Here is a 12,768-nt window from a genome sequence, read left to right as displayed (position 1 = left end):
GATGGCCGGGATCCTCCCCGGCCCGGCGCGCCCGCGAGCGCCGCGCCACGTCCGCGGCCAGGACGGCACCGATCGCCCCGGAGAGCACGTCACCGGTGCCGCCCATCGCGAGTTCGGGCCCGCCGCCGGTCACGGCCCACGCCTCGCCGTCCGGGGCGACCACGAGGGTGCGCTGACCCTTGAGCAGGACGGTGGCCCCGTGCGCAGCGGTCCACGCCCGCAGCGCCGCGAGCGGGTCGGCGGCGTCGGCGCCGTCCGCGGGGACGCGCTCGTGCAGCCGGGACCACTCCCCGGCGTGCGGCGTCAGGACCACGGGCGTGCCGGCCGCGCGCAGCGCCCGCAGCTCGGCGGCGGTGACCAGGTCCAGGGCCGAGGCGTCGGCGACCAGGGCCGCCTCCGGCCGTTCCTCGAGCGCGGCGAGGACGCCGGCCCAGCGCCGCCGCGCGTCGTGCTCGGTGTCCAGGCCGGGGCCGGCCACCCAGGCGTCCGCGCGCGACGGCTCGGGCCCCTCCGCCGAGACCAGCGCCTCGGGGTGGGCGGCGAGCACCAGGTCCCGGGTGGTCTGCGGGCCGGCGTGGTGCACCATGCCCGCTCCCGTGTGCAGCGCGCCCGCGCTCGCGAGCACGGCGGCCCCCGGGTAACGCTCCGATCCGGCGACGACGGCCACCACGCCGCGCGTGTACTTGTGGGCCTCGGCCGCGGGGGCCGGGTGGGCGGCCCGTGCGGCGGCCTCGTCCATCACGCCCAGCCGCGCGGCCGGCGACGTCGGCAGGTGCGGTCCCAGCCCGATGTCCACCACGTGCACGGTGCCCGCGCGCGCCGCCCCCTCCCCGAGGACGAGACCGGACTTGAGGGCGCCGAACGTCACGGTCGCGTCCGCACGGAGGGCCTCCCCCCGCACCTCGCCGGTGTCCGCGTCCACGCCGGAGGGCACGTCGCACGCCAGCACGAGCGCCTCCGCCGGCAGCGCGCGCGCCGCAGCGGGCAGCTCATACTCGCCGGTGAAGCCCGTGCCGAGCACGCCGTCCACCACGAGCGCGGCCTCGGGCGGCACCGCGTCGGCGCGGCGTCCCCCGGCCGCTCGCAGCGCAGCCCAGCCCTCGGCGTGCCAGCGCGGGGCGCCGTCGTCGTCCCGGCGGACGGGCACGGCGACCGCGGCCACGCCCCGGCGGCGCAGGAAGGCGAGGGCGAACAGCGCGTCCCCGCCGTTGTTGCCGGGCCCGACGAGGGCGGCCACGGTCGCCCCGGCCACGGGGCCGCGCTCACGCAGCAGGGCGGCGGCGTGCTCGGCCAGGGCCCAGGCGGCGGCGTGCATCAGCTCCGGGCCGCGGCCGGCCGCGAGCAGGGGCTCCTCGGCCGTGCGCACGGCCGAGCCGGTCACGGCGATGCGGGTCAGGTCATCGGCGGTCATGCGGGTTCCTCCTCGGCCGCGCGGCGTTCGGCGACCACGTAGGCGGTGGCGACGTCCCCGTCATGACTGAGGGAGAGGTGCCAGTGGGTGATGCCCAGGGCCTCGGCCCGGGCCTGCACGGTGCCGGTCAGGTGCACGGTGGGGCGGCCGTCGCCGTGGTCCGGGCGCGGGATCCAGCAGTGGTGCCACATCATCCCGGGCGGGGCGCCCATGGCCTTGGCGACCGCCTCCTTGGCGGCGAAGCGCGCGGCCAGCGAGCGCAGCGGCAGGTCCCGCTCGTCCTCGGTGAACAGGCGTGCGCGCAGCGCCGGCGTGCGCTCGAGCTGCGCCCGGAACCGCGGGACGTCCACCACGTCCACCCCCACGCCGATGATCACGCCGCCCCCGCCCGCCGGGCGCCCACGACGACGGCGCCGGCCTCGTCCCCGACGGGCTGCCCGCGCAGTCGCTTGGCCAGGTCGAGCGGCCACTGCAGCACGCCGGGCAGCTGCTGGTCACAGCCCGGCGTGAGCATCGCCTTCCCGTAGGCCAGCACGCCGTAGACGCCGTGCTCCAGGCGGCCGAGCCGGTCGAAGCCGGCGTCGAACGCGTACAGGGACACACGGCCCTCCTCGGGGGTGAAGCACCGCTCCGCCAGCAGCCGCGCACGCTCCACGTGCTGGTGGAAGGTGAGCACGCCCAGGTGGTGCAGGCCCAGCTCGCGCATGCGGTCGGCCGCGTGGATGACCTCGCCCTGGGTGGTCACCGGATCGGGTGCGAAGCACTCGACGCTGACGCCGGCCAGCCGCGGGTCGCGTTCCTCCGGGCCGCCGCACAGCTTCTCGTGCCCGTCCGGCCCCAGGTACGCGGAGACGAAGAGCCGGTCGGTGACGCCGGACGCGGCGAGCTCGATCGCGGCGTCATAGACGCGGGGCTGGCTGTAGAGGACGAGGAGGGCGTCCACGCGCGGTGCGTCGTCCGGGTGTGGCTCCGTCACGGCGTGCGTGGCCCATCCCGCGCCGAAGGCCAGTCCCAGCGCCGCCAGGGTCGCCACGGTGGCGCAGAGGGCCCGCGCCCACCGCGGCAGTCCACGGCGGACGCGCCCCCGGTCGGCCTGCGCGCTCATGCGCCCTCGGGGACCTGCCGCAGCACGACGGTGGAACGGGCCTGGACCTCGAGCACGTCCCCGGCACGCACGCGGGGGTGCGAGCCGCTCGGGGCGACGTGGGACGAGGTGTCCACGACGACCTCCCACTCGGCCGGGAACGTGGGCCCGGGCAGGGTGTACGGCACGGGCTCCCACCACGCGTTCATGAGGACGTAGAAGTCCCGGTAGGGCCCCTCCCCGTCCTCGTCCCCGCGGGGGAGCGTGTGCCCGTTGAGGTAGAAGCCGATCGACCGGGCCTCGGCGCCCCAGTCGTCCTCCGTCTTGGCGGTCGCGTCCGGCTCGAGCCACACGATGTCCGGCAGGGGCGCCTCGATGTCGCGGGCCGCCGGGCGACCGTCGAAGTGGTGGCGACGGCGGAACACCGCGTGGTCACGGCGCAGCGCGATCAGGTCGCGGGTGAACGCCACGAGCGAGTCGTCCATGGCGGACCAGTCGATCCACGAGATCTCGTTGTCCTGGCAGTAGACGTTGTTGTTGCCGCCCTGGGTGCGGCCCAGCTCGTCGCCGTGGCTGATCATGGGCACGCCCTGGCTGACCAGCAGGGTGGCCAGGAAGTTGCGGCGCTGGCGGGCGCGCAGCGTCACGACCTCGGGGTCGTCGGTCTCCCCCTCGACGCCGCAGTTCCACGAGCGGTTGTGTGCCTCGCCGTCGTTGTTGTCCTCGCCGTTGGCCTCGTTGTGCTTCTCGTTGTAGGAGACGAGGTCGCGCAGGGTGAAGCCATCATGGGCCGTGACGAAGTTGACGGACGCGCCGGGGCTGCGCCCGTCCCCCTCGTAGAGGTCGGCCGAGCCGGTCAGGCGGGTGGCGAACTCGCCGAGGGTGCCGGGCTCGCCGCGCCAGAAGTCACGCACGGCGTCCCGGTACATGCCGTTCCACTCGGACCAGAGGCCGGGGAAGTTGCCCACCTGGTAGCCGCCCCAGCCCACGTCCCACGGCTCGGCGATGAGCTTGACGGTGCGCAGCACCGGGTCCTGGCGGACCACGTCGAAGAACCCGGAGAACATGTCCGGGCCCTGCTCCCCCTCCACCCGGGTGAGGGTGGTGGCCAGGTCGAACCGGAAGCCGTCCACGTGCATCTCGGTGACCCAGTAGCGCAGGGAGTCCATGACCAGCTGGAGGGCCTTGGGGCTGGAGAGGTCCACCGAGTTCCCGGTGCCCGTGTAGTCCATGTAGTGCCGCTCGTCGCCGTCGACGAGGTGGTAGTAGCCGGCGTTGTCCAGCCCGCGCAGGCTGAGCATGGGGCCCTTGTCGTTGCCCTCGGCCGTGTGGTTGTAGACCACGTCGAGGATCACCTCGAGGCCGGCGGCGTGCAGGTCCTTCACCATCTGCTTGAACTCGCGGACCTGGCCGCCCACCTCCGGGGACGAGGCGTAGGCGGCGTGCGGGGCGAAGAAGCCGAGCGTGTTGTAGCCCCAATAGTTGCTCAGCCCCTTCTCCTGCAGGGTGGCGTCGTTGACGAACTGGTGCACGGGCATCAGCTCGACGGCGGTCACCCCGAGCTCGGTCAGGTGGCGGACCACCTCCGGGTGGGCCATGCCGGCGTAGGTGCCGCGCAGCTCCTCGGGGACGGCGGGGTGCAGCTTGGTCATGCCCTTGACGTGGGTCTCGTAGATCACCGTGTCCGTGAGCTCGACGGCGGGTGGGGCGTCCTCGCCCCAGTCGAAGTCCTCGGCGACGACCACGCCGAGCATGCTCGTGCCCAGGTTGTCCGAGGTGTCGATGCGGTCCGGCTCGTCGAAGTCGTACGAGTGGTGCTGCTGGCCCCACTCGTAGTCGCCGGTGAACGCCCGCGCGTACGGGTCCACCAGGATCTTGGCCGGGTTGTGCCACAGGCCGCGGGCGGGGTCCCAGGGACCGTGCACGCGGTAGCCGTAGCGCTGCCCGTGCCCGATGCCCGCCACGTGGGCGTGCCATGTGGTGCCGTGCCGCTCCTCGAGAGGGATGCGCGTCTCCGTGCCGTCGTCGGCGACGAGGCACAGCTCGACCGCCTCCACCTCGCGGGAGACCGCGAGGGCGAAGTTGGTGCCGGTCTCGTCCACGGTGGCCCCGAGGGGGTACGGCTGGCCGATCTCCACTGTGTGCATGACTCTCCGGGGTCTCGTCGTGCGGCCCGCCGGGTGCGGCGGGCCTCCTCGGGGAGTCTACTGGGGCGGGAGGACACCGTCCCGGACGCGTCGCGGGCCCGGCCGCTGTGTGGCGGCCGGGCCCGGCAGGAGAGGTCTCGGTGGCCTCAGCGGCGGATCACTCCACCGTGACGGACTTGGCGAGGTTGCGCGGCTGGTCCACGTCGTAGCCCTTCGCCGTGGCGAGCTCGAGGGCGAAGATCTGCAGCGGGACCGTGGTCAGCAGCGGCATGAGCATCGGCTGGGTCTCGGGGACCTCGAAGACGACCTCGGCCTGGCCGCGCACGGCCGCGTCGCCGCGCTCGGCGACCGCGAAGGTGCGGGCGCCGCGGGCGCGGACCTCCTGGATGTTCGAGACCACCTTGGCGTGCAGCGAGTGACGGTCCATGGGCGAGGGCATGACCACGAAGACCGGCTGGCCGTCGTCGATCAGGGCGATCGGGCCGTGCTTGAGCTCGCCCGCGGCGAAGCCCTCGGCGTGGATGTACGCGAGCTCCTTGAGCTTGAGCGCGCCCTCCATGGCCACCGGGTAGCCCACGTTGCGGCCGAGGAACAGGACGGAGGTGGCGTCGGCCATGGAGCGGGCGAGCTCCTTGACCTGGTCCTTGGCGGCGAGGATCTCCTCGATCTTGCCGGGGATCGCCCCGAGGTCCGCCAGGATGTCCTTGATCTGGCCGCTGAACAGCTTCTTGTTCAGCTGGGCCAGGTACAGGCCCAGCAGGTAGGCGGCGGTGATCTGCGCCAGGAACGCCTTGGTGGAGGCGACGGCGATCTCGGGGCCGGCGTGCGTGTAGAGCACGGCGTCCGACTCGCGCGGGATCGTGGAGCCGTTGGTGTTGCAGATGGACACGGTGCGGGCGCCCTGCTCCTTGGCGTAGCGGACCGCCATGAGGGTGTCCATGGTCTCGCCGGACTGGGAGATGGACACCACGAGGGTGTGCGGGTCGATGATCGGGTCGCGGTAGCGGAACTCGTGGGAGAGCTCCACCTCCACGGGGATCCGGCACCAGTGCTCGATGGCGTACTTGGCCACCGTGCCCGCGTAGGCGGACGTGCCGCACGCCAGGACGATGATCTTGTCGACGGCCTTGAGCTCCTCGGGGTCGATCCGCAGCTCGTCCAGCATCAGGGCGCCGGCGGCGTCCGTGCGGCCCAGCAGGGTGTCCTGCACGGCCTGGGGCTGGTCGTGGATCTCCTTCTCCATGAAGGTCTCGAAGCCGCCCTTCTCCGCGGCCGAGGCGTCCCAGTCCACGGTGAAGCGCTTGCCCTCGGCGGGGCCGCCCCGGAAGTCCGAGATCTCGACGGCGTCGGCCGTGATCGTCACGACCTGGTCCTGCTCGAGCTCGATGGCCTCGCGGGTGAAGTCGATGAAGCCGGAGACGTCCGAGCCGAGGAAGTTCTCCCCCTCGCCCAGGCCGACGACGAGCGGCGAGTTGCGGCGCGAGGCCACCACGCGGTCCGGGTGGTCCACGTGCACGGCCAGCAGGGTGAAGGCACCCTCGAGGCGCTGGGAGGCCAGCTGCATGGCGCGGGTCAGGTCCTGGCCGGCCGCGTTCCGGTAGACGTCGGCGAGGAGGTGGGCGGCCACCTCGGTGTCCGTCTCGGAGAGGAACTCGACGCCCTTGGCGAGCAGCTCCTCGCGCAGCTCGGCGTAGTTCTCGATGATGCCGTTGTGGATCAGCGCCAGGCGGCCCTCGTCCGCCACATGCGGGTGGGCGTTGCGGTCGGTGGGGCCGCCGTGGGTGGCCCACCGGGTGTGGCCGATGCCGACGAGGCCGGTGGGGATGGGGTGCTCGGCGAGCTCCTCGGCGAGGTTGGCGAGCTTGCCCGCCTTCTTCCGGTGGTACAGCTGACCGCCGTCCACCACGGCCACACCGGCGGAGTCGTATCCGCGGTATTCGAGACGGCGCAGGCCCTCCATCAGGACGTCGAGAGCGCCGTGCTCACGATCCGACTGGGGCTGGCCGATGTATCCGACGATTCCGCACATGCGCACGAGAATACCGGGCCGGACCCGACTTCGGCGCACGGCGGGCCGGGTCACTCCGTCCGGGACGAGAACCCCGCGGGGTTGGCCTCCTGCCAGGCCCAGAGGTCCCGCACCATCGCGGTCACATCGCGCCGGGCGTGCCAGCCCACCTCGGCGCCGATCGCGTCCACGGCGGCGCACGACTCGGCGATGTCCCCGGGCCGGCGCTCGACCACGCGGTACGGGATGCGGCCGCCCGTGACCGCCTCGAAGGCGCGCACCATCTCGAACACGGTGACGCCCTCGCCCCGGCCGATGTTCCAGACCCGGGTCGTCGCACCGCCCCCGGCCGCCACGCGGGCCGCGAGCCAGTCGAGCCCGGCCACGTGCGCCTCCGCGAGGTCCATCACGTGGATGAAGTCGCGCACGGCGCTGCCGTCGCGCGTGTCGAAGTCCGCGCCGAACACCCGCAGCTCGGGGTACGCGCCGGAGGCCACCCGCGCCACGAAGGGCATGAGGTTCGCCGGCACCCCGCTCGGGTCCTCGCCCAGCCGCCCGGAGGGATGCGCGCCGACCGGGTTGAAGTAGCGCAGCATCGCCAGCCCGCCGCCGTCGACCGTGGCGCAGACGTCGCGCAGCACCTGCTCCGCCATGAGCTTGGAGTGTCCGTAGGGCGAGACCGGGTCCGTGGCCGCGTCCTCGGCGACCGGCACCGGCGCGCGGTCGCCGTACACGGTCGCGGAGGAGGAGAACAGGACCGTGCGGACGCCGGCCGCGAGCGCGGCCTCGGCGACGGCGGCCGTGCCGCCCACGTTCACGTCGTAGTAGGCGGCGGGGCGGGTCATCGACTCGGTGGGCGACTTCAGCCCGGCGAAGTGCACGAGTGCGGCCGGGCCGAAGTCCGCGAGCGCCCCGCGGTAGTCCTCGGGGCGGCGGATGTCGGCCACGTGCAGGCGCAGCCGCGACCCGCCCAGACGCGTTCCGGCGAGCTCGGCGACGCGCTCGAGCGACGTCGTCGTCGCCGTGACCAGGCTGTCCAGGACGAGGACGTCGTGGCCCGCCTCGAGCAGCGTGAGCACGGTGTGGGATCCGAGGTATCCGGCACCGCCGGTCACGAGAACGCGCATGGGCCGATCCTATCCGGGCCCTGTGACGTCACGCGGGGGCCCGCTCCGGGCGGGCCGCGGCCATAATGGATCGGGTGACCTACACCCCCCCGACCTCCGAGCTGCCCCTCGTGGGCCCCGAGGAGCCCGCGGACGCCGTGCCCGACGGCCACCAGCGCTCCCCCTTCGTGGAGCTGGACCGCCAGACCTGGGCCCGTCTCGCCTCGGAGATGGCGCAGCCCTTCGACCAGGCAGACGTGGAGCGTCTGCGCGGCCTCGGCGAGCATCTGTCCCTGCGCGAGGTCGCCGAGGTCTACCTTCCGCTCTCGCGCCTGCTGAGCATCAACGTGGAGGCCTCCGCGGCCCTGCGCAGCGCGACCAACGCGTTCCTCGGCGAGCGGACGGGGCGCACCCCGTACGTGATCGGGGTGGCCGGGTCGGTCGCCGTCGGCAAGTCGACGACGGCGCGCGTGCTCCAGGAGATGCTGCGCCGCTGGCCGACGACGCCGCGCGTCGAGCTGGTCACCACGGACGGTTTCCTGCACCCCAACGCGGTGCTGCACGAGCGCGGCATCATGTCCCGCAAGGGCTTCCCCGAGTCCTACGACCGCCGCGCGCTGCTGCGCTTCATGGCGGACGTCAAGTCCGGGGCGCAGGAGGTGCGCGCGCCCGTGTACTCGCACATCACCTACGACATCGTGCCGGGCGAGGAACAGGTGGTGCACCGTCCCGACGTGCTGATCGTGGAGGGACTCAACGTGCTGGCCCCGCCGCGCACCCGGGCCGACGGCACCGCCGGGCTCTCCGTCTCCGACTTCTTCGACTTCTCGGTGTACGTGGACGCGCGCGCGTCCTGGATCCGGTCCTGGTACATCGACCGGTTCATGGGTCTGCGCTCGGGGGCCTTCGCCGACCCGCGCAGCTACTTCCACCGGTACTCCTCCCTGTCGGACGCCGAGGCTCAGGCGACGGCCGAGTCCATCTGGGACTCCATCAACGGCCCGAACCTCGAGCAGAACGTGCGCCCGACCCGCGGGCGCGCCCGGCTGGTGCTCACGAAGAACGCGCAACACGAGGTGACCCGCGTGCTGCTGAGGAAGGTCTGACCCATGCGTCGCCCCCTCCCGCTCGCCGCGCTGGCCGCGCTCGCGCTGCTCGCGGCCGGCTGCGGCACGCCCGCCGCGGGCCCGTCCTCGACGCCGACGACGCCGACGTCCGGCTCCGCGAGCGCGGCCGCGTCGTCCCGCGCCGCCTCGAGCACGGCGCCGTCGTCGGGCACGCACGCCGACCCGGCCACCCTCGACGTCGTCGTGAACAAGACCCGCCCCGTGGCCCCGCCCGACTGGGCGCCCTCGGATCTGGTGGCCGTGCCCGGCAGCGAGCTGCCCCTGCGGGCGGAGGCCGCGACGGCGGCCGCTGACCTGCTGGATGCCGCCGCGGCGGCGGGCCACCGCCTCACCACCCTGAGCGCCTACCGCTCGTACGACTACCAGGTCCGGACGTACGGCCACTGGGTCGACGAGCTGGGCCGCGCCGAGGCCGACCGCGTCTCCGCGCGTCCGGGGTACTCCGAGCATCAGACCGGCCTGGCCTGGGACGTGGGCGACGCCGCGACCCCCGCGTGTGACCTGGAAGCGTGCTTCGGCGACACCGCCGCGGGCCGTTGGGTGGCCGCGCACGCCGCCGAGTACGGGTTCGTCATCCGCTACCCCGCCGGGGCCGAGGACGTGACGGGCTTCGCCCACGAGCCCTGGCATCTGCGCTACGTCGGGTCCGCGGAGGCGGCCCGGGTCGAGGCGGCCGGCGGCGTCCTCGAGACCGCGTGGGGTCTGCCGCCGGCGCCGGACTACACGGACTGAGACGCACGACTCGCTCGACCCTGTACCCCGCCGCCTTCGTGACACGTAGGATTCTCCCCATGCTCCAGGGATTCAAAGACTTCATCATGAAGGGCAACGTCCTCGACCTTGCCGTCGCCGTCATCATCGGCGCCGCCTTCGGCAAGATCGTGAACGCGCTCGTCGAGGCGGTCCTCATGCCGCTCATCGCCGCCGCCGTGGGCTCGCCGAACTTCGACTCGTTCGCCGTGCTGACGGTCAACGGCAACGACGTGAAGTTCGGTGTGCTGCTCACCGCGATCGTCAACTTCCTTCTCATCGCCGCGGCCGTGTACTTCGCCATCGTGATGCCGATGAACAAGATGATCGAGGCCCGCAACCGCCGCCTCGGCATCGACCCCGCCGAGGAGGAGGTGGCCGCCGACGTCGCCGTGCTCACCGAGATCCGCGACCTGCTCGCCGAGCGCCGCGGCGGCCCCACCTCCGGGACCACCACCCTCTGATCTCCCCCTGTCCGACGCCGAAGGGCCCGGGACGACTCACACGAGTCGCCCCGGGCCCTTCCTTCATGCCCTCGGCGGCACCGGGGCCGTGCCCTCAGGGCCGCGACGTCGTCCGGTCCGCGCTGGACCCGGCGTCCGGGGCGACCTCCGAGTCCTGCCGGTCCGGATCCAGGCACGGCAACCACTCCACGGGGGCGCTCTGCCGCGCGCACACGGGCGCGTCCACGGCGAGGAACGCGGCCGACCACAGGACCGCCAGCCCCGCGAGCAGCCCCGCGAACAGGGTCCAGCGGCGGGGCCGGGGGGCCGCGTCCGACGTCATCGGTCCGGTCAGTCGTGCAGGCGCAGCTCGCGCTGCACGACGTCGGCCAGCACCTGGGCCTCCCGGCCGGCGGTCTCCTCGTCCGGGGCCTCGACCATGACGCGCACGACCGGTTCCGTGCCCGACGGGCGCAGCAGCACGCGGCCGGTCTCGCCGAGGCGGGCCTCCGCCTCGGCCACCGCCGCCTGGACGGCCTCGTCCTCGGCGGCGCGGGACTTGTCCACGCCGCGCACGTTCACGAGGACCTGGGGCAGCCGGTCCATCACCGCGGCCAGCTCGGAGAGCGGGGTGCCGGTCTCGGCGACGCGCGAGGCGAGCTGCAGGCCGGTGAGGACACCGTCACCGGTGGTGGCGTGGTCCGAGAAGATCACGTGGCCGGACTGCTCGCCGCCGAGCGAGTAGTCGCCGAGCTTCATGCCGGCCAGGACGTAGCGGTCGCCCACCTGGGTCTCGACGAGCTGGACGCCCTCCCGGCCCATGGCCAGCTTCAGGCCCAGGTTGGACATGACGGTCACGACCAGGGTGTCATCCCGCAGGACGCCGCGGTCCTTGAGGGCCACGGCCATGACGCCCATGATCTGGTCGCCGTCGACGACCTCGCCGTGCTCGTCCACGGCGAGGCACCGGTCGGCGTCGCCGTCGTGCGCGATGCCGAGGTCCGCGCCGTGCTCGCGCACGGCCGCCTGGAGCTTCTCGAGGTGGGTGGAGCCGTAGCCGTCGTTGATGTTGAGCCCGTCCGGGGACGCGCCGATCACCACGACCTCCGCGCCGGCGGCGCGGAACGCCTCGGGCGAGCAGCCGGCGGCCGCGCCGTGTGCGCAGTCCAGGACGACCTTGAGCCCGTCCAGCCGGTGCGGGAGGGTCTGCAGGAGGTGGAGGACGTAGCGGTCCTCGGCGTCCGCGAAGACGCGCACGCGGCCCACGTCCGCGCCCTGGGGCCGTCGCGGCGTCACGCCCTCGAGGTGGCGGATGATCTCGTCCTCCTGCGCGTCGGTCAGCTTCTCGCCGCCGCGCGCGAGGAACTTGATGCCGTTGTCCGGGGCCGGGTTGTGGGAGGCGGAGATCATCACGCCGAAGTCGGCGTCCAGGTCCCCCACGAGATAGGCGGCGGCGGGGGTCGGCAGCACGCCGGCGTCCCACACGTCCACGCCCGAGGACGCCAGGCCCGCCTGCACGGCGGCCGTGATGAACTCGCCGCTGATGCGCGGGTCCCGGGCCACGACGGCGACCGGGCGTCGGCCGGCGTCGAAGGCCTCCGCGCCGAGGACGGGCGAGGCGGCCTGGGCCAGCTGGACGGACAACTCCACGGTGAGGGTCTCGTTGGCCAGGCCACGGACGCCATCGGTTCCGAACAATCTCGACATGATCAGTCAGTGTAGGGGCCGCCCCTGCGGCCTGCATCACGGGAGGGTCACGAAACGGGCCGGGGGGCGGTAGCATCGGACCGGTCGAGCCCCCGCGGCCGCGCCCGTCCGCTCACATCCGCCCGGGAGGCCCCGCCCCGAACCCGAAGGACCTCGATCCATGCCCGACGTGACCCCGCCCCCGCTCCCCCATTCCTGGACGCGCCGCAGCGTGCTGGGCGGCACGGGCCTGGCGATCGCTGCCGGCGTGGCCGGCTGCGGGCGTGATGAGCAGGCCGAGCAGAGCTCGGAGGGCGACGAGCAGGCCACCCGCCTGCCCGCCCCGGACATCATCACCACCGCGCAGTGGGGCGCCATGCAGCCCAACTACTACCTGCAGACCCTGAACGAGCGCCCCTCCTACCTGGTGATCCACCACACCACCACGCCGAACGTCACGGACGGCTCCCGGGAGGCGGCGGAGAGCATCGCGCAGGTGGTCCAGAACGCGCACATGAGCCCCGCGAACGACTGGGGCGACACCGGGCAGCACTTCACCGTCTCCCGCGGCGGCTTCGCGATGGAGGGCCGCCACGGCTCCCGGCACGCGCTCGAGGGCGGACAGACGTTCATGCTCGGCGTCCACGCGCTCGGGTTCAACGCGTATGCGCTCGGCATCGAGTGCGAGGGGCTGTACATGCTGAACCCGCCGCCGCAGAGCCTCTACGCCGGCCTGGTGCCGCTCGTCGCCTACATCTGCCAGCAGTACGAGCTGCCGCCGTCCCGCATCATCGGCCACCGCGACGTCACCGCCACCAGCTGCTGCGGCGACGCGTTCTACGCCAAGCTGCCGATCCTGCGCGAGGACGTCCGCCTCTCCCTGGCCTCGGGCGAGTACCACGTCTCGGAGGGCTTCGGGGCGGACAACCTCTTCGACGACGCACACGTCACCCCGGAGTACGTGGAGGAGGAGCGCGGCTGAACCCGCCCCCGCTCCCCACGACGG

Annotated in this window: 12 protein-coding genes; 4 read left to right on the top strand and 8 right to left on the bottom strand. The window is 73.5% G+C overall.

Going from position 1 to position 12,768, the window contains the following annotated elements; all coding sequences use genetic code 11:
* From SJ20_RS07045 to galE, 6 genes are all read right to left on the bottom strand, one after another.
* Positions 1-1,411 (bottom strand): NAD(P)H-hydrate dehydratase (locus SJ20_RS07045; RefSeq protein WP_044659430.1); only part of this gene is annotated, 1,411 nt, incomplete at its 3' end.
* Positions 1,408-1,788: a holo-ACP synthase gene (locus tag SJ20_RS07040; protein WP_044659429.1), complete on the bottom strand. Its 381-nt coding sequence runs from the start codon at positions 1,786-1,788 to the stop codon at positions 1,408-1,410. The genes SJ20_RS07040 and SJ20_RS07045, both read right to left, overlap by 4 nt.
* Complete coding sequence (locus SJ20_RS07035; protein WP_044659428.1) at positions 1,785-2,516, bottom strand: hypothetical protein; 732 nt, start codon at positions 2,514-2,516, stop codon at positions 1,785-1,787. Before SJ20_RS07035 ends, SJ20_RS07040 begins: the two co-directional genes overlap by 4 nt.
* Positions 2,513-4,642 carry a glycogen debranching protein GlgX gene (gene glgX, locus SJ20_RS07030; protein ID WP_044659427.1) on the bottom strand — a complete coding sequence of 710 codons (2,130 nt, stop codon included), beginning with the start codon at positions 4,640-4,642 and terminating at the stop codon, positions 2,513-2,515. Before glgX ends, SJ20_RS07035 begins: the two co-directional genes overlap by 4 nt.
* A 157-nt stretch (positions 4,643-4,799) precedes the next feature.
* Positions 4,800-6,671 (bottom strand): glutamine--fructose-6-phosphate transaminase (isomerizing), encoded by a 1,872-nt coding sequence (glmS, locus tag SJ20_RS07025; protein WP_044659426.1) that lies wholly within the window; start codon positions 6,669-6,671, stop codon positions 4,800-4,802.
* A gap of 50 nt (positions 6,672-6,721) precedes the next feature.
* Positions 6,722-7,777, bottom strand: a complete 1,056-nt coding sequence (gene galE, locus SJ20_RS07020) for a UDP-glucose 4-epimerase GalE (protein WP_044659425.1) — start codon at positions 7,775-7,777, stop codon at positions 6,722-6,724.
* A 74-nt stretch (positions 7,778-7,851) separates the two neighbouring features.
* Here galE and coaA point away from each other — a divergent pair, with 74 nt between their 5' ends.
* Genes coaA through mscL form a run of 3 tightly spaced genes read left to right on the top strand, consistent with a single transcriptional unit; the run spans position 7,852 to position 10,097 of the window.
* The gene (coaA, locus tag SJ20_RS07015; RefSeq protein ID WP_044659424.1) at positions 7,852-8,862 is read left to right on the top strand and encodes a type I pantothenate kinase; all 1,011 of its coding nucleotides are present in this window, start codon (positions 7,852-7,854) and stop codon (positions 8,860-8,862) included.
* A 3-nt stretch (positions 8,863-8,865) separates the two neighbouring features.
* Entirely contained in the window at positions 8,866-9,615 is a 750-nt protein-coding gene (locus tag SJ20_RS07010; RefSeq protein WP_123243874.1) for a D-alanyl-D-alanine carboxypeptidase family protein, read from the top strand.
* A 59-nt stretch (positions 9,616-9,674) separates the two neighbouring features.
* On the top strand, positions 9,675-10,097 hold the full coding sequence (gene mscL, locus SJ20_RS07005; protein WP_044659423.1) for a large conductance mechanosensitive channel protein MscL: 423 nt from the start codon (positions 9,675-9,677) through the stop codon (positions 10,095-10,097).
* Positions 10,098-10,191: 94 nt separating this feature from the next.
* Here mscL and SJ20_RS07000 read toward each other — a convergent pair whose 3' ends face one another.
* Together SJ20_RS07000 and glmM are read right to left on the bottom strand one after the other, a co-directional pair.
* A complete protein-coding gene (locus SJ20_RS07000; protein WP_010080407.1) occupies positions 10,192-10,419 on the bottom strand; it encodes a hypothetical protein in 228 nt (75 codons plus the stop codon).
* Between the two features lie 8 nt (positions 10,420-10,427).
* Positions 10,428-11,783 carry a phosphoglucosamine mutase gene (gene glmM, locus SJ20_RS06995; protein WP_180949557.1) on the bottom strand — a complete coding sequence of 452 codons (1,356 nt, stop codon included), beginning with the start codon at positions 11,781-11,783 and terminating at the stop codon, positions 10,428-10,430.
* Positions 11,784-11,943: 160 nt separating this feature from the next.
* Here glmM and SJ20_RS06990 point away from each other — a divergent pair, with 160 nt between their 5' ends.
* Entirely contained in the window at positions 11,944-12,744 is an 801-nt protein-coding gene (locus tag SJ20_RS06990) for a peptidoglycan recognition family protein (RefSeq protein ID WP_044659421.1), read from the top strand.
* Positions 12,745-12,768: the final 24 nt, after the last annotated feature.

It is taken from the genome of Micrococcus sp. MS-ASIII-49, assembly GCF_000946635.1.
Lineage (GTDB): Bacteria > Actinomycetota > Actinomycetes > Actinomycetales > Micrococcaceae > Micrococcus > Micrococcus luteus.
Note: the sequence above shows the minus strand (reverse complement) of the source record. Positions and strands in the feature narration are given on the sequence as shown.

Excerpts from the sequence above, each read along its gene's own strand:
- glmM (WP_180949557.1), bottom strand. The coding sequence starts at position 11,783 with ATGTCGAGATTGTTCGGAACCGATGGCGTCCGTGGCCTGGCCAACGAG.
- SJ20_RS07035 (WP_044659428.1), bottom strand. The coding sequence starts at position 2,516 with ATGAGCGCGCAGGCCGACCGGGGGCGCGTCCGCCGTGGACTGCCGCGG.
- SJ20_RS07000 (WP_010080407.1), bottom strand. The coding sequence starts at position 10,419 with ATGACGTCGGACGCGGCCCCCCGGCCCCGCCGCTGGACCCTGTTCGCG.
- SJ20_RS06990 (WP_044659421.1), top strand. The coding sequence starts at position 11,944 with ATGCCCGACGTGACCCCGCCCCCGCTCCCCCATTCCTGGACGCGCCGC.
- glgX (WP_044659427.1), bottom strand. The coding sequence starts at position 4,642 with ATGCACACAGTGGAGATCGGCCAGCCGTACCCCCTCGGGGCCACCGTG.
- mscL (WP_044659423.1), top strand. The coding sequence starts at position 9,675 with ATGCTCCAGGGATTCAAAGACTTCATCATGAAGGGCAACGTCCTCGAC.
- glmS (WP_044659426.1), bottom strand. The coding sequence starts at position 6,671 with ATGTGCGGAATCGTCGGATACATCGGCCAGCCCCAGTCGGATCGTGAG.
- SJ20_RS07010 (WP_123243874.1), top strand. The coding sequence starts at position 8,866 with ATGCGTCGCCCCCTCCCGCTCGCCGCGCTGGCCGCGCTCGCGCTGCTC.
- galE (WP_044659425.1), bottom strand. The coding sequence starts at position 7,777 with ATGCGCGTTCTCGTGACCGGCGGTGCCGGATACCTCGGATCCCACACC.